General features: G+C 50.4%; 13 protein-coding genes. 8 read left to right on the plus strand and 5 right to left on the minus strand.

All coding sequences use genetic code 11. The features are described 5' to 3' along the window. Window positions 1–33: 33 nt before the first annotated feature. The gene (gene gspD / locus BD_RS07265) at window positions 34–2,331 is read right to left on the minus strand and encodes a type II secretion system secretin GspD (RefSeq protein ID WP_011164077.1); all 2,298 of its coding nucleotides are present in this window, start codon (window positions 2,329–2,331) and stop codon (window positions 34–36) included. A gap of 103 nt (window positions 2,332–2,434) precedes the next feature. Beyond that, window positions 2,435–3,349 (minus strand): type II secretion system protein GspC, encoded by a 915-nt coding sequence (gspC, locus tag BD_RS07270; protein ID WP_011164078.1) that lies wholly within the window; start codon window positions 3,347–3,349, stop codon window positions 2,435–2,437. A gap of 175 nt (window positions 3,350–3,524) precedes the next feature. Here gspC and BD_RS07275 point away from each other — a divergent pair, with 175 nt between their 5' ends. Beyond that, window positions 3,525–4,094 (plus strand): hypothetical protein, encoded by a 570-nt coding sequence (locus BD_RS07275; RefSeq protein WP_144313811.1) that lies wholly within the window; start codon window positions 3,525–3,527, stop codon window positions 4,092–4,094. Between the two features lie 28 nt (window positions 4,095–4,122). Here BD_RS07275 and BD_RS07280 read toward each other — a convergent pair whose 3' ends face one another. The 3 genes from BD_RS07280 to BD_RS07290 all read right to left on the minus strand — a co-directional run bounded on the left by BD_RS07280 (window position 4,123) and on the right by BD_RS07290 (window position 7,424). After that, window positions 4,123–5,580: a hypothetical protein gene (locus BD_RS07280; RefSeq protein WP_231839314.1), complete on the minus strand. Its 1,458-nt coding sequence runs from the start codon at window positions 5,578–5,580 to the stop codon at window positions 4,123–4,125. 126 nt (window positions 5,581–5,706) lie between these two features. After that, entirely contained in the window at window positions 5,707–6,837 is a 1,131-nt protein-coding gene (locus BD_RS07285) for a hypothetical protein (RefSeq protein ID WP_011164081.1), read from the minus strand. Between the two features lie 11 nt (window positions 6,838–6,848). After that, complete coding sequence (locus BD_RS07290; RefSeq protein ID WP_038448910.1) at window positions 6,849–7,424, minus strand: cob(I)yrinic acid a,c-diamide adenosyltransferase; 576 nt, start codon at window positions 7,422–7,424, stop codon at window positions 6,849–6,851. 65 nt (window positions 7,425–7,489) lie between these two features. On the opposite strand from BD_RS07290, the gene BD_RS07295 reads away from it, so the two are divergent. From BD_RS07295 to BD_RS07325, 7 genes are all read left to right on the plus strand, one after another. Next, the gene (locus tag BD_RS07295; protein ID WP_050792906.1) at window positions 7,490–8,305 is read left to right on the plus strand and encodes an N-formylglutamate amidohydrolase; all 816 of its coding nucleotides are present in this window, start codon (window positions 7,490–7,492) and stop codon (window positions 8,303–8,305) included. A 92-nt stretch (window positions 8,306–8,397) separates the two neighbouring features. Next, window positions 8,398–9,813: a cytochrome c biogenesis protein ResB gene (locus tag BD_RS07300; protein ID WP_011164084.1), complete on the plus strand. Its 1,416-nt coding sequence runs from the start codon at window positions 8,398–8,400 to the stop codon at window positions 9,811–9,813. Further along, the gene (locus BD_RS07305) at window positions 9,810–11,450 is read left to right on the plus strand and encodes a cytochrome c biogenesis protein (protein ID WP_011164085.1); all 1,641 of its coding nucleotides are present in this window, start codon (window positions 9,810–9,812) and stop codon (window positions 11,448–11,450) included. Before BD_RS07300 ends, BD_RS07305 begins: the two co-directional genes overlap by 4 nt. 174 nt (window positions 11,451–11,624) lie before the next feature. Continuing rightward, on the plus strand, window positions 11,625–12,164 hold the full coding sequence (locus tag BD_RS07310) for a cytochrome c3 family protein (protein WP_231839315.1): 540 nt from the start codon (window positions 11,625–11,627) through the stop codon (window positions 12,162–12,164). Between the two features lie 12 nt (window positions 12,165–12,176). Further along, window positions 12,177–15,314, plus strand: coding sequence for a TAT-variant-translocated molybdopterin oxidoreductase (locus BD_RS07315; protein WP_050792907.1), 3,138 nt, complete (start codon window positions 12,177–12,179; stop codon window positions 15,312–15,314). Next, entirely contained in the window at window positions 15,311–16,672 is a 1,362-nt protein-coding gene (gene nrfD / locus BD_RS07320) for an NrfD/PsrC family molybdoenzyme membrane anchor subunit (protein ID WP_011164088.1), read from the plus strand. The genes BD_RS07315 and nrfD overlap by 4 nt, the downstream gene beginning before the upstream one ends. Further along, on the plus strand, window positions 16,672–17,196 hold the full coding sequence (locus BD_RS07325; protein WP_011164089.1) for a DUF3341 domain-containing protein: 525 nt from the start codon (window positions 16,672–16,674) through the stop codon (window positions 17,194–17,196). Before nrfD ends, BD_RS07325 begins: the two co-directional genes overlap by 1 nt.

Here is a 17,196-nt window from a genome sequence, read left to right on the forward strand (position 1 = left end):
GTATCGTTGAAACATCCACGGAGGCCATCAGAATTACTCCTCAATAATAGGTTCAGCAGTCGCAGGCACATCAGCAGCGGAAGGTGCCTCTGCTTTGCGGCGGATTTCATCCAGTTTTGCACCGTATGGATCCACGCCGCCCTGAGCTTTTACGAAGTCCACGCGCTCATCCAGTTTTTTGGAAACGATGGCATTGGCTTCGATGTTGTTGCGCACGATTTTCGGAGTCAGGAACACAACCATGTTCGTTTTGTCTTTTACGATCGTGCGGGACTTGAACAACCATCCAATAATTGGAATATCGCCCAGCAGAGGCACTTTCGTGACGGACTCCTGGTCTTGTTCTTTCATCAAACCACCCAGAACCACTGTGTCGCCGTTGTTCACGTTGATCACGGTTTTCAGGGAACGTTTTGCCAGAGGCTGCGTGGAATCCTGGAACGCTTTCGGTGTGGAAGCTGTAGAAAGCTGCGCCACCTGTTGTTTGATTTCCATGCGGATCTGATTGGAAGCCGGGCTGATGAATGGTTTGATCGCAAGTTTGATCGTCGCGTCTTCAAACTGTGGTGTTCTGACCGTCGTGCCGCTGGTTCCAACGTTCTGTACGTTTTCACCGACAACAACCTTGTCACCCACTTCCAATTCGCCCTCTTGATTGTCCAAAGTCATCAACTGAGGAGTGGACAGGATGTTGGCTTTTTTCGCGGTTTTCAGGAAGTTGATGAAACCAAGCAGGCTTGGGATCTTCAAAGTCGTTTTGGAAACCGGATCTGTCACTTCCACTGTTTTACCCTGGCCGAAACCGATCACGGCACCAGAACCACCTGTCGGGGACAGGAAGTCATTGATATTGGAAAGGCCGTTGAAACCGACTTTGCCGTAACCGCTGTCGCCGTACTGGTAGTAACCAATACCCCAGGAATTCCCGTCATTCACAGACATTTCCATGATGATGGCTTCAACAAACACCTGGTCGCGAGGAGTATCAATTTTAGAAAGGATATTCAGAACTACATCGTAATCCTGCTTGCTGGCAGTCACGATCAGGCTGTTGGTGGTTTTATCAGCTGTGATCTTAACATCGCCACCGAAGATTTCCTGAGGAGCTTGCATCCCTTGAGAACCCAGCGGGGACAGCAGACTGCCACCAGTTGCCGGTTTTGGAGCGGCATCCTTGGTCACACCTTGAAGTGTTTGAGCGATTTTTTCAGCATCACCATGGCGAACATTGTAAACGTAAACGCCGCCGGATTCTTCAGCGCGGATTTTGAAGTCCAGCTGAGAGATCAGCTTTTTAATGCGCACGATACCGGACTTGTTACCCACAACGATGATAGAGTTTGTACGGTCATCAGGAATCGCCATAAAGAAGCTGGCGCCCTGTTGGGACGTCGCCCCCGCAGAACGGGAGAATCTTGGAACGCCGGCAGTGAAGGTGCCCGGAGCAGAACCCTGAGTTTTATTGCCTTTATTGACGATTTTATCAACGAGGTCCGCAAGATCTTTGGATTTAGCGTACTTAACCGGAATCACTTCAAGTTGTTCTTCAAATCCTGGAACGTCCAACTGGCTGATAATTTTCATCACGCGGTCGATATTGGAACCGTAATCCGAGATGATGATGGAGTTTGTTGGCTCGTAGATGTTCATTTCACCGTCTTTGGACGGCAAGATACGCAGGTCACGGTTCACTTGAGAAGCCGAGATGTGCTTCAAGTGGATGATACGTGTGATCATCTGATCAGCATTTGGGTAGTAAGCGCCGGAGAAAGTTTCGATGTTATCACGCTGGGCATTTCTTGCGGATTTTACTTTCAGGAAGCTTCCGGAAGGAACCACGGTGAAACCATTGATCGCCAAAGCTGACAAGAACGCTTTGTAAGCTTCAGAAACGGTGATCTTGGTCGGAGCGATGATCGTGATTTTGCCACGAACGCCCGGATCGATGATGAAGTTCTTGCCGGTCAATTCGCTGATCGCGCGAATGATGTCAGAAATCTCAACGTTCGGGAAGTCGAAGGATTCGATGGTTTCCGGGAAGTTCTTGTTGTTGATGTCTTCGATTGGAGCTTTGGCAAACTTGTCTTTTTCCGCCTTGCTCAAAGGTGAGGATCCTGTCGCAGCTTCAGATCCGCCACGTGGAGCCATGCCTGTCGGACCGCCGGAATTGCTGTCGCCAAAATCAGAAGGAGCGGAATCACCACCACCCATATCGCCGAAGTCCGGTGGCGGTGGTGGAGGCGGGAAGTCCTCAAACTGAGCCTTTGCTGCCGGGCCCACAAGCTGGGCCGTCATCAATGAAGCAAGTCCTATGCTGACGTTCTTTTTCATGTTGCTTCTCCTCCTGAGGAGTTGTCTTAAAATCCTTTTAAGTTCTTCTAAAGCTGCTTCAGCCTACGCGCCTCCGGCGCTGCGGCTCTGCCGGCCAGGCCGACTACTGAATGTTATAAGTCATGGTTTCGTTTTTACCGTTACGCTCCACTTGAAGAGTCACTTTGGGTGAGTTCTTCAGTGTGTTGTAAAGTTCCATGGCTTTGGCAGGGCTGTCGACAGGGGTGCCGTCGACAGACTTAATGACATCCATTCTTTGGATGCCAAGTTGTTCGTAAATACTGCCAGGTTGCATGTCCAAAATACGGAAACCATTGATGTTGCCGGTGCCGGGTTCGCGATTAGGAACCGCACGGGCTTGCATCAGAATGCTCGACAGATCATTGGTGTATTTCAATAGATCTGCACGTTTGATCACGAAGTTGTTGTCGCCAACTTTTTGCACTTCTTTACTGCCATCGCCAGCTGGTTTGCCGGCGCCGAAAGCGACTTTGCCGCCTTCTTTTTTCATTTCGATGTATTCAAGACGGTTGGAGTTCAGATTGCGGAAAACCACCTTTTGGCGCTCCACTTTCATGATCTCGGCCATGCCTTCGATCTGCTTGCCAGGACTGTAAGAAACCACGCCTTGCTTGCCGCGAATTTCAATGGCGGCCAGGGATTTTTCAGGGTTGGAGTGCACCAAAGTTCCGATCAAGTTCAAAGGCAACTGAGACGGGACTGGATCCGCTTCACGCTGGGCTTCTGCGCCTTTGGATTTATCCACCAAAGCATCAGGAATCACCCCGCTGGAGGCAAAGATGTTACGGCTGGTGATCGAATTGTAAGCGCCCCGGCTGACACCGGCTTCAAACTGACTGGATTTCGGATGGGAGGGGGGAGCGGATTGCGGCAGCATTTTGTCGCGATAGGCGAGAATGCCCAGATCGGCCACGCAGTAACCAATAAATGCAAAGAGAATATAGGGATACCACTTTTCAAGTGGTGGTCTTTGATTCTTCGAGTTGCGTGAAGTCACGGTTGTACAATCCTTTGTAATTAACCAGCATTACTGCTGTCAGCTCCTAGTCCTTGGGCCTCTTGATAGCCTATCAAAAAGGCGAGGTGACTGCACTAAAAAATACATACTGGACCCTGGTCTGGGTCCAGCATTTTTCTGCACACATTTCGTAAAGATAGGTCATGATAGGGATATGAGAATTCTCTACTTCACGGATGGAGCAGGAATCGATCTCTTGGGTATTCGCGAGTCTTTACTGCGGATCCCGGAGGTGCTCACCTCTCTACGTCGAGGCCAGGAACAGGCACGATACGTAGACCTGATGCAGGTGATGGCATTGCCGGACGAAGATTTTCGTCTGGTCCCTTCTGTATTGAGAAACTACCTGATCAATTTGGTTCAACGGGGACTGCATCAGCGCTGGATTAATCGTGATCACCGTGCGGATTTGATCCTTCGTCGCATCAATCACCGTAACTTTGCTGAAATCAAAGCGGAAGTTTTGAACTTCATCCACGGCAAGTTGGAAGGCCGCCCTGTGGCGACCAAGGATCTGCACTTGTTGCACTTCTTAAGTTCAATTGAGATCACTATCATCGGCCCCGGCTACGACGAAATTGAAATGTGGCTGAGACGCGAAATCTCCACCCGCAGCGATGTGAAAGTGCTGATTAAAGACGTGATCGCATCGGATCCACAACTTGACTGGTTCTGGCCGCATGTCACAGAATCAGTGCTGCCGACAGAAGGCATTGCCAACTAAAAAAAAGCCCGGTTGCACCGGGCTTTTTTTATTTCTGAGCACACATACCATCAAATGAGTTCGTGCCCTTTGGGTAGGGCTTGCAGACACGGGCGGCAAAGCGTGCGCCCGCAGCATGTTGAGAAACGGTCCAGTCAAAATCAGTTTCCCAGGACTTCACCGTGCGAACAGCCTTGCGGCAGGAATCCATCGTAAGACCATTGCCACAGATGTTCAGGCTGACTTCCGTTTTGGCAATCAACCACTGCAGGAACGGATGTGGTCCCCACAGCTGATCACGCGAACAAGGCAGGCTGATGCCGGCAACTTCACCGCTGACATGCCAGGATGAATAAATCCCGCTGGCGATCATTTTGTCCATGTATTTTTCCAGCATCGTGCGGGCGCGGGCTTCGATCCGCGGCAGGGACAGGTCAAATGGGGCGCCGACAGTTTTAAGGTAATTGCAGAACGGATCCTTGGCCACTTTGTCATAGCCGCATTTTTTCTCGCGGCCACGCTTCAGGGTGGTCTCAATCACAACTTCTTCAAAGGTGCGGCCCATGCCGCGCAAGGCGACCTCTTTGGTGCGTTGTAAACTCCAGAAAAGATGTGCCGGAATTTCGATCTGCTGGCAAAGACGGATGCCCCGGTAAAGGTGGGCCGCCATGGATTCCACCTGAATCGCCAGAAGAGGGCTTAAGCCCGCTTCGATCATCTGGCAGGTCATAAATGCGGCACCCATGACATGATAGTTTTTTGAGGCAATTTGAATGTCTTTCTTGCCGGGATACTGAATGCTTAAAACTTTTTTCTTAAGGTCATCACTGATATCAGAGGCCTTGGAAAGACCGCCGGCCACATAGAAGTCTGCATATTGAGACGGGCAGACGGTGTTGATTTCCGAGTTCCCATCTGTCGGGGAATAAAGCTCGTCCGAGGAAATTCCGGAATTGCTCAGTTTGATTTCCACATCCTGATTGGTGAATTCGCCTTGATTCTTATCGTCGTGCCCACAAAGGCCAATAAGGCTCATCGCCACGTTGGGGTTTCCATCGGCGTATTTCAGAGCCTTTTCGTACAGCCAGCCCGGTTTGAGATCCTTGCGGTTTTTTCCGGCCACGTCCCCCAAAGAAGGACGGGCATGGCGGGATTTGTCGCCTTCGGCCGTTTGTCTTTGGCGGGTGTTTAATTTCAAATCGCGATAAAACAAATACGCTTTTTCTGCAAAGCAGGCATTTTGCTGGAATTGCTGTTCAAAGAACAAAGCCACGCCCGTGTTGGCGTTGGCCACCTGGTTGTCATAGGTGTAGGACTTCAGGGAAAGAATATTGTAATAGCGTTCAAGGCCGTCTTTGACGCCAGAGTTGGGAAGTTTGCTGATCAGGGAAAGTGCAATCTTGTTCGCCGAAGAGATATTGTTCACATCCGGCCCCAGCTCGCTGGCTTGAGCGTTCAAAGAAAGACCCAGGACCCCGGCAAGGAGGGTTTTAGAGAACTGTTTCATTTTGAGACGGCGCAATTGTGACTTTCCCATACGGGTAAACACAAGCAAAACCAGCGCCTGCACGGGATAAAGCAGGGCTGATTTAAGCCCCTAAGCACTGTCGAAAGTGCCCAAAATAGTTACCGCTTACAGGGCAAAGAAGGGCTCGATTTCCGCGGGTTTTTCGTTGTTCGGGTGCATGAAGGACGGCACCTCGGCATCCGGTGGAATCAGCAGGTAAACTCCAAATGGCATCTTCGCCGAAATCCAGTTGCGGGGGCGGCGATAGATAAATTCAGTGCGCGTTTGCGTGTACACCAGGAATTCATTTTCCTTGGCATCGTCAAAGGCCTTCCAAAGCAGGCTTTCAAAGATGTCGCCGTTGTCGGCAAACAGGAAATTCAAATATTTAAAGTTCAATCCCGCTTCAATTTTCAGACGGGAATAAGGCTTCGTCAAAGTGCGGGTCCAACCCAGCATCTTTCCGAACTTCAGGAACTGACGGAAGTTGTGCCCGCGCAAAGAATACTGCATCGGAATAAATTCCTGCATGCCTCCGGCAGACCACGGGGCCACACAGCCCACGATGTTTTCATTCTTGTCAAAAGCGATGATGAAATCTTCCAGTTTCAAACCCTTCCAGCGCTCGAGTTTTTCCATAAAGCTGGTTTCATCCCACGTCGTGGCCAGATCGCGCTGACGGGACTTTTGCGTGATATAGTAAATCAAAGCATCCACGTTCTGAGCACTTCCGCGGCGCAGGCGCAAATGGGGCAGCGGATTGGATGCCCACGGCAGTCGCCCGTGGACCGACACCATGTTAAAGCGGCGGAACAGATGATAGTTCGGCAAAGGACGCTTCATCGAACGGGGACGCACAAAGGCATTCAAGGCCTGCACATCCGCCATGCTCATCACCGAGAACAAATACTTGTTCCCCAGAGTTTGGGAAACTTCATTCATCACCGGTAAAAAGTGCTGAGACCATTCCAAAATCGCACGGCGATTGGAAGAAATACGCAAATCCCGGCCAAAGGCGACGGTGGAAACTTTCCCATCCAGCCACACATCACGAACCACGAAGCTGGCCATGCCCTCGATTTTGTTTTCATCGGTCTTAAGCTGGTAAGTCAGGTGCTGGTCGGATTGAACGGAGTAGGGCGCGAAAAAATCCCTTTCGCGATCAATGCGGATTTCAACCGGGCCGTTCAGGGGGAAGCTTTTGTAAAACTCAACAAGGGCTTTGGAGTCCTCAGGTTTTGCGATCTCTAATCTCATTAAGTTTTTTCCTAGGTTTTCTTCCAAAGAACGTCTGCGACTCCGTGTTTCATGTTGGCCCAGCGGGCTGCCACGAACAGATAGTCACTCAGTCGGTTCAAATACTGCAAAGTCATGGAATAGCGCTCGTCTTTAACCGCAATTTCGGCAGACCGACGCTCGCTGCGGCGGCACAGTGTGCGCGCCACATGCAGGTGCGCTGACGTCGGGTGACCGGCTGGCAGAATAAAGTTGCGCAGCTCCGGCAGGGTGGTGGTCAGTTCGTCAATTTGCAGCTCCAGATAGCGGATTTGTTCTTCCGTAATGGGCGGCAAAAGTTTGAAGACCTCATCTTTTTCGGTGGCCAGCAGGCTGCCGATGTTGAAAAGCTCGTTTTGCACCTTTTCCAGGGAATGATTGAGTTCTGACATCTCGGGGAAGGGGGCCAAAGTCGAACGCACCACACCCAGATAGCTGTTCAGTTCGTCCACGGTTCCGTAGGCCTCGACGCGTGGATTGAATTTTTCAACACAGGAGCCGTCCACAAGGCGGGTGCTGCCTTTGTCGCCAGTGCGCGTATAAATTTTGGCTTTGGGAGCATTCGTCATAGATTTGACCCTTCTTGTATTTAGTGTCACGGTTAAGGTCTATCAGGTCAAGAAGTGAGAGTGATATGGTTAATGCAAATGAAGTACCCTTGATTGTGACGATCCCCCATTCCGGTGAAAAAGTTCCGGATCAAACGCCGTGGTTGAAGTCTTTGCCCGAGGAAGTTTTGATGTGCGACGTGGATCGTTTTGTCGACTTTCTGTATGAACCGACTTTGCACAAGCTGCACATTCCCTATGTGAAAACCGAATGGCATCGTTATGCGGCCGACTTGAACCGGGTGCCTGAAGACGTGGACGCAACGTCCGTTATCGGCAACAGCAACCCGGCCGGCATGCACAACCGTGGCTTTCACTGGGTGATCACGACTTACAAACATCAGCTGATGAAAGAACCAATGTCGGTGGATGCGCACAACGAACTGGTGAAGCTGGTTTATGAGCCCTTCCATGCCGGCGTTCGCAAGCTGTATGCGGACCTGCATGAAAAAGGTTTCAAGAAAACTTATCACATTGATGCCCACAGCATGCCCTCTTTGGGGACCAGCGAGCACCGCGATCCGGGCGAATTGAGAGCCGATATCGTTGTCAGCGACAGCAAAGGCAAAAGCTGTGACCCGCGCTTTAAAGATCTGGTGATTGCGGCCTATGCCTCTGCCGGATTCAAAGTCGGTTACAACTGGCCGTATTTTGGCGGGCGCGTCACGGAGCAATACGGTGATCCTAAACGCGAGCAACATACACTTCAGGTGGAGCTGAACCGCTCATTGTATATGGATGAAAAGACCAAAAAGCTCAAACCTGAAGAAGCGAAAAAGGTTCAAGAGAAGCTGTTGTTCGCCGTCAGTTATGTCCGCAACAATTTGCTGCATATAATGTAGGGCGTCGTAAAGGCAAAAAGCGTGGTCATAAAAGCCGATCTAAACTATTGATAGCTATACCAAAATTAATAAGCTCTCAATAAGGATCGGCTTTGGATAAGACCTCTGCGCCCCAAAAATCCCTGTTTAAAAGAATCAACAAGCCATTGGCGTCCTTGAAGCTCGCGGTTTTCATCATCGTGGCTCTGGCTGTGATCACTGCGGTGGGGACATTTGTTGAAGCCCGCTATGATGCTTATGCGGCAAAAAAGCTGGTTTACGACACCTGGTACATGTACGGAATCATGGGTCTGTTGGTGATCAATCTGACCGCCGTGATGGCGGATCGTTGGCCTTGGAAAAAACGTCATGCCGCCTTCGTTCTGGCTCACATCGGGATTATCATTCTGCTGGCAGGCTCGCTTCTGACCTGGAAGTGGGGGTTGGATGGATCCATGCGTGTGGGCATCGGTGAAGCCAACAACTTCGTGCAAACCGCAGAAACTGACATCGTCGTGTACACGTCCTTTGACGGTGACCGCTACACAAAAACTCTGGAACAAGAAGTGGACTTCTTCAAGAATCCGCCGACTGTCGAAAAGCCCTTCATCATTCCTGCGTATGAAGGCGAAATCAGAATTGTTGATTACAAAAAATACGTTGTTCCTTCAAAGAAGGTGATCGAAGGCGAAGTGGGGAAGGCCGGTTCGGGCCTGCGCTTCCAGCTTCAGAATGACAACGTGAATGTGATCGAATGGCTGGTTCAGAAAAAACCAGGCAATCTGGTCAGTCACAATTTCGGTCCGGCACAAATCTTTATGGGTCCGGCTCCGGAAAAGCCTCGTGGTGCCAATGAAATCTTCCTGACTCCGGAAAAAGACGGTTTGAAATACGTTGTCTTCCAGAAAGACTCTGACAAGCCCTTGAAGAAAGGCTTTGTGAAAGAGGGCGACGTGTTTGATCCGGGCTTTAAAATGGCCCTGAATTTCCGTGTGCTGCGCTTCCTGCCGGCGGCGCGTGAAGATTGGGATCTGCAGGATTCCAGCCGTCCAACCCCGCTGACCACTTCCGCAGTGAAGATCATCTTTGATGGTAAAGAAAACTGGGTTCTGCTGAATGACATGGTGAAGCTGTTCACCACGAATTCAGTCTATCTGCTGACCTACGGCAACCGCCGTATCGATCTGGGTTTCAACCTGAAGCTTAAAAAATTCGAGGTGGCGCGCTATCAGGGAACCATGCGTGCGGCCGCCTACGAAAGTCTGGTGGAAGTTCCGGACTTTGGCGAATATCTGATTTCGATGAACGAGCCTTTGAAATATAAGGGTTTGACCATCTATCAGGCGAGCTTCCAGGAGGAAGACGGGCGTCCGGTGGCCTCCATCTTCTCCATCAATCATGACCCGGGAAGATTCCTGAAATATCTGGGCTCATTGGTGCTTTCATTGGGTATCGTGCTGTTAATGTGGTTTAAACATCTGGACTTCAAACTTGCCCGTAAAACGGGAGCAGGGACGAAAGAATCATGAAAAAAATATTTCTCATCATTGCTTCATTGTTGGTGACTTGTGCCGCTGTGGCCAAGCCCGGTGATCTGCTGAAATCCATGCCGGTTCAGGACGGCGGTCGTATCAAGCCTTACGACAGCTTTGCCAAAGAAATGCTGGAAATCGTCTATGGCAAAACCAAATTCGAGGGCCGCAATGCCACCGAAATCGTTTTGACCTGGATGCTGTCTCCGCAGGCGTGGGAAGGCAAAAAAATCTTTGAAGTGCGCAACCACCAGGTTCTGCAGGCGATGAATCTTCCGAAAGACCAGCGCTATTTCAACGGTGAAGAGCTTTTTGCCAACGAAAGATTCACCCTGCTTCGTCAGGAACTTCAGGCCAAGCGTGAAACCAAAGAAAAGCTGGATCCGTACTTCCAGGCTTTGCAGCGTTTGGAAAACCAGTTCTTTGTATTTCAGGAAATCGCAGCCGGCCGTATGCTGAAGGTCGCTCCTCCTAAAGAAGGGGACACGTGGCTGGCGGTGGCGGATTTGCCAGAGCATCTTCAGGCGAAATTCCTGGATGTGACCAAAGCCTTTGTGACTTATCTGGGTGTGATCGCGGAAAAAGGGGACTCTTCTGTTTCCGGCAAAGCTCTGGATGAAGCCGTGGCGGCCTTTGAAACGGCGGCGCAGGCGGAAAATCCGGCATTGTACAGCCTGGGTGGTAAAATCACGGCAGAGGTTCACTATAACTCCTTCCATCCGTTCCGTTGGGCGTATGTGTTCTATTTCCTGGCATTCCTTGTGTTGTTGCTGGTGTGGGCTTTGAGCAAAGAGTCCCTGATGACGGCGGCGTGGGTGCTGTTGGGCATTGGTTTTGCGCTGAACACTTATGGATTTGGTTTGCGCATGTACATCATGGACCGTGCGCCGGTATCCAATATGTATGAAACAGTTGTCTGGGTTGCCTGGGGAACTGTGTTGTTTGCGGCGATTTTGGAAATCATTTACAAGTACCGGTTGATTCTGGTGGCCGGGACTTTGGTGGCTGCCTTTGGTCTGGTGATCGCGGACTTTGCGCCGGCAGTTTTGGATCCTTCCTTGCAGCCGCTGGAGCCGGTTTTGCGCAGCAACTACTGGCTGACGATCCACGTGATGACAATCACTATCAGTTATGCGGCCTTCTTCCTGGCGTTCGGGTTGGGTGATTTGGGATTGATCTATTATCTGCGTGGGGAAGAAAAGCACCAGGCGCAGATCAAAGCCATCACCACCAGCATCTATCGCGCTATGCAGATTGGTGTCGCGTTCCTGGCTCCGGGGATCATCCTTGGTGGTATCTGGGCGGATTACTCTTGGGGCCGTTTCTGGGGTTGGGACCCAAAAGAAACTTGGGCTTTGATCGCGCTGCTGGGTTATCTGGCGGTGTTGCATGCGCGCTACGCAGGCATGTTGAAGCATTTCGGAATGGTAGTGACAGCGGTTATCACTTTCTCGTTGGTGATCATGGCGTGGTACGGAGTGAACTTCGTACTTGGCGCGGGGCTCCATTCCTACGGCTTCGGTGCTGGTGGGGTTGAGTATGTGTCTGCTTTCGTGGCAGCGCACATGCTGTTAGTGGTTTATGTGAGTGTGATTAGACAAGGCAGAGGGAAGAAGGCGACGAAAGAGTCTTAAATTTGGTGTGCACACTTTTTGAGCGGACGGGTCCGAGTTTCTCTCTTTTTCAATATGCTTGCAAAAAGAATATGGACAACTGGACTTTTCCACCATTAAATAGGAGCAAACTAAAATTAGGACAGCATTCGTTTGTCTTTGGCCCACATCGTAATGAGTTAGCGAAGGATGATTATGCATCGGGTATTCAAAAGAACAGCGGCGGGCGCAATGGCGTTTATTGGCGCGCTCATGGTTACAACACTTCTGACAGGCTGTAAATTCCAGCCGGGTTGGGGATATAATAAAGGATACGCTCCAGAACAGCCGATTCCTTTTGATCACTCTCTACATGTGGGTACGCACAAAATGCAGTGTCAGTACTGCCACAATCAAATCGAGAGAACAAAACACGCAAACATTCCTGCGCTTTCAACGTGCATGAACTGTCACTTGCAGGTTGCCACCGACAAGCCGGCAATCCAAAAGCTGCGTGAAGCTTATGATAACGGGGACTCCATTGAATGGACTCGCGTTCACATGCTTCCGGACTTCGTTCACTTCAACCACAACGCCCACATTGCCAAAGGCGTGAACTGTCAGACGTGCCACGGTCCAATCGAGACCATGAAAACCGTTCAACAGTTCTCTGATCTCTCTATGGGTTGGTGCGTGAACTGTCACCGTCAGCCAGAGAACAAAGCTCCACTTAACTGCTCAACTTGCCACTACTAAGGGTTTGGTAAAATGTCTGAACATCATGATCACGATCACGATTTAGAAATGAAAAAAGCGCTTCGCCCGAAAGTGGAGCGCGACACAAAATACTGGAACAGTCTTGAACAATGGAGCAACGATCCAGAGTTCAACAAAATTGCTTCCACTGAATTCCAGTCCTCTCCATTGCGTGAGAGTGACGATGAAGGCGGCTGGGCACGCCGTGAATTCCTGAAGCTGATGGGTGCATCCCTTGCGATGGCTTCTGCAGGTTGCATCCGTCGTCCGGTTCAGAAAATCGTTCCTTACAATAAACAACCAGAAGAAGTGACTCTGGGTATGGCGAACTACTATACCTCTGCTTACTTCGATGGTTCTGACGCTTTGGGTGTTTTGGTTAAAACACGTGAAGGCCGTCCTATTAAAATTGAAGCAAACCCTGGTCATCCATTCAGCATCAGCGGTTTGAGCATCCGTTCCCAGGCTTCTTTGTTGTCCATGTATGATCCTGAAAGACTGAAAGGTCCTCAGCGCAACCTGTTCAACGAAAAGAAATCCAACAGCCAGGTTATCGACGTTAAGTGGGAAGACCTGGATAAAAAAGTTGCTGAGCAGCTGAAAAAAGGTGACGTTGTCATCCTTTCCGGCAACGTGGCTTCTCCGGCAACCCGCGCGGTGATCGGTGATTTCGCTCAAGGTTTCAAAGCCAAACACGTGGTTTGGGAAGCTCTTTCCAATGACGACGTTCGTGAAGGTCAAAAAGCCTCTTACGGCGACGACGTGGTTCCGGCGTTCCGCTTCGATAAAGCGAAAATGATCGTTTCCATCGACGCTGACTTCCTGGGTACATGGATTTCTCCTACAGCGTTCACGAATCAGTTCGTTGAAGGCCGTAAAGACATCAAAAACATGAACCGTTTGGTGTCCTTCGATTCTAATTACTCTTTGACTGGCGCCAATGCGGACATCCGCATGAAAATCAAGCCTTCCCAGCAACTGGATGTTGTGATGGGTCTTCTTCACGAAATCATCGTGAAGAAAGGTGCTTCCTCTCACGCTGGCAACAGCGCGGTGAAAGCGGCTTTGGCTCCGTTTGCTGACGTGGCTAAAAAACTGAATGTGGAACCTGCTTTGTTCGCGAAAGTGGCGGCAGATCTTTGGGCTAATCAGGGCACTTCCCTGGTGGTTGCAGGTGGTATCACCACTCTGACTGAAAAATCCAAAGAACTTCAGGTGGCAGTGAACTTCCTGAACTCCATCCTGGGTAACGACGGCAAGACAGTTGACCACAACGGTGGAAACAAAGGTGACAAAGCTTCTCAGGCGGATATGGCTGCTTTGATCAAAGACATGAAAGATGGCAAAGTGAAAACTTTGATCATCCACCGTGTGAATCCAGGCTTCGTTCTGGGCGCGGACATGGGCTTTGCTGAGGCTATCAAAAAAGTCGACCTGGTTGTTTACACAGGTGACCGTATCGACGAAACAGGCGTCTTTGCTGACTACATCACTCCGGACAACCACGCGTTGGAATCCTGGAGCGATATGGAACTGGCTTCCGGTGTTTACAGCATCTGCCAGCCGTCCATCCGTCCAATGTACGACACTCGTTCCTTCCAGTTGTCATTGATGACTTGGGCGTACCTTGCGAACATGGGTCCATCCCGTCTTCGTGACTACGAGACCTTCTATGATTACCTGCGCGTCTTCTGGAAATCTGACATCTTCCCTAAATACGGAAAAGGTCAGTCCTTCGAGGACTTCTGGCAGACGGCTCTGCAAAAAGGTTATGTCGGGGAGATCAACTCTGGTTCTTCTTCTCGTTCCTTCAAAGTGGATGCATTCACATCCATCAAACCTGCAGCGGCAAAAGAAGGCTTTGAACTGGCTCTTTATTCCACTTCTCAACACGGTGATGGATCGCTTGCGAACGTTTCCTGGTTGCATGAGCTTCCAGATCCAGTGACCAAAGCAGTTTGGGACAACTATGTGATGGTTTCTTTGGCGACGGCTGAAAAGCACGGCCTGAAACAAGCGACTGTGGTTGAACTGACTGTGGGCGGTAAAACCCTGGAACTTCCAGTGTTGATCCAGCCGGGTCTGCATGATGACGTTTTGGCAGTGGCTGTCGGCTTCGGTCGCACGCGCGCTGGTAAAGTGGGTAATGGCATCGGTCAAAACGCCTTTGTCTTTGTGACTGCTAAAGACGGTAAAACTGTTGCCGCTGGTTCTTCAGCGACTTTCAAGAAAACTTCCAAAAAGTATGAACTTGCGATCACGCAAGGTCACCACACAATGGAAGGCCGTACGATCGCCGTTGAAGCGACATTGGCTGATTACAACAAAAAGAAATCCACAGGCATCCCGCACCCACACGTTTGGTCCATCTGGTCCGGCCACGAATACAGTGGTCACAAATGGGGCATGGCGGTTGATCTTCACTCCTGCACAGGCTGTTCTTCCTGCGTGATTGCATGTCAATCCGAGAACAACATCCCGGTTGTGGGTAAGCGCTATGTGATCGAAGGTCGTGAAATGCACTGGTTGCGTATCGACCGTTACTACATCGGCAATCCGGAAAACGCAGAAGCGGTCTTCCAGCCGGTGATGTGCCAACACTGTGACAATGCTCCGTGCGAAACGGTGTGTCCGGTTCTGGCGACGGTTCACTCTGACGAGGGTCTGAACGACATGGTTTACAACCGTTGCGTTGGTACTCGTTATTGCGCGAATAACTGCCCGTACAAAGTACGTCGTTTCAACTGGTTCAACTATGCGAAACTGATCGAGAAGCCGATGCACATGGCTCTGAATCCTTCTGTGGGTGTTCGTACCCGCGGGGTGATGGAGAAATGTACATTCTGCGTTCAAAGAATCCAGGATGCCAAAACAGTGGCTCGCAATGAAAAACGTCAGTTGAAAGACGGGGATGTTAAGGTTGCGTGTCAGACTGCATGTCCTGCAGGCGGTATCGTATTCGGCGACCTGAACGATCCAAACAGTGCGGTAGCCAAAATCTTCAAAACTGAAGAACGTGGTTACGCACTTCTTGAAGAGTGGCATGCGGCTCCGTCCGTTCGCTATCTTTCCAAGATCCGTAACAATGATAAAGAATCAACTGGTGATCAAAAAGGTCACGGTACTGCAAAACAAGGTGAGCACTCATGATGAAGCGTAGCCCATTAGTCCTTGGCAATAAAACTTTGAAAGATGTTACTGACGACATCTGCGCTCCGGTGGAACGCTTCCCATCCAAAGGTTGGGTGGGGATGTTCCTGGGTGCGAAGACGTTGCTTCTGTTCTATATCGGTATCCTGGCATCCGTGGTGGGTGTGGGTATCGGTCTTCTGGGTGTGAACAGCCCGGTGTTCTGGGGTACGATGATCGTTACATTCGTATTCTGGATCGGTATCGGTCACGCCGGTACTCTGATTTCCGCGGTTCTGTTCCTGTTCCGTCAAAAGTGGAGAACTTCCGTAGCTCGTACCGCAGAGGCGATGACCGTCTTCGCGGTTATGACCGCGGGTCTGTTCCCGCTGTTGCACACCGGTCGTCCTTGGTTGGATTACTGGTTGTTCCCGTACCCGAATCAACGTGGTCCATTGTGGGTGAACTTCCGTTCTCCGCTTCTTTGGGACGTTTTCGCGGTATCCACTTACGCGACAGTTTCCATGGTGTTCTGGTACATCGGTTTGGTTCCTGACTTTGCAACTATCAAAGACCGTGCGAAAAACAAACTTCGCCGTACCGTTTACGGTGCGTTGTCTTTGGGTTGGAGAGGTACTGCGAAGAACTGGTCTCACTACGAAATGGTTTACTTGCTTCTGGCAGGTCTTTCCACTCCGCTGGTTTTGTCCGTTCACACGATCGTATCCTTCGACTTCGCGGTTTCTAACTTGCCAGGTTGGCACACCACGATCTTCCCTCCATACTTCGTTGCCGGTGCGATCTTCTCCGGTTTCGCGATGGTTGTGACTCTGATGACTTTGGTTCGTATTGGATTCCCTGAGTTCAAGAACTACGTCACTTTGGATCATATGGAAGTGATGAATAAGATCATCATGACCACAGGTATGCTGGTTGGTTACGCTTATGCGTCTGAGTTCTTCATTGCATGGTACTCTGGCAACCAATACGAGCGCTTCGTGTTCATCAACCGTGCGTTCGGTCCTTACGGCTGGTCTTACTGGATCATGGTGTCTTGTAATACCATCTTCCCTCAGTTGTTCTGGTTCCGCAGATTCCGTCGTTCCATACCGGTGATGTTCGTAGTGTCCATCCTGGTGAACATCGGTATGTGGTTCGAGCGTTTCGTGATCACTGTGACTTCTTTGCACAGAGACTTCCTGCCTTCTTCCTGGGGCATGTATGCTTGGTCTTGGTTCGATACCGGGGTTCTGGTTGGATCCTTCGGTATGTTCCTGACGCTGTTCTTGTTGTATTTGCGTCTGTTCCCTGCGGTTTCTATCGCGGAAGTGAAGCCCGTATTGCATGTGGGTTACGATGATAAAGGAGGGCACCACTAATGGCGGCTAAATATACAAAAGGTATTGCTGGTATCTGGTTGGAAGAGGCTCAAATTCTGAAAGCGACCCGCAAAGTGCGTGAGTCCGGTTTCACGAAGTTTGAAGCGATCTCTGCTTATCCTATTCACGGAATGGAAGAAGCAGCGGGTATCAAACGCTCCTGGATTCCTTACGTGGCATTCACTATGGGTCTGGCTGGTTTGGCTGGTGGTCTTGCATTGACTTACTGGACATCTGCTGTGAACTGGGCGGTGAACGTGGGTGGTAAGCCGTTCTTCAGCTTGCCTGCGTTTGTACCTATCATGTTCGAATTGACGATTTTGTTGTCGGCGCTTTCTTCAGTAGGGGCTTTGTTCTATGCCTGCGGTATCCCGCGCATGGATCCACCGGTGATCGATCCGGATCTAAGCTGCCACAAGTTCGCTATCTTTATCCCGCACAATGACAACGGTTACGACGAAGCTAAAATTGAATCTATGTTCAAAGAGCTTGGCGCAACTGAAGTGAAGAAGACGGAGTACTAG

This window comes from Bdellovibrio bacteriovorus HD100 (assembly GCF_000196175.1).
Taxonomy (GTDB): Bacteria; Bdellovibrionota; Bdellovibrionia; order Bdellovibrionales; family Bdellovibrionaceae; genus Bdellovibrio; species Bdellovibrio bacteriovorus.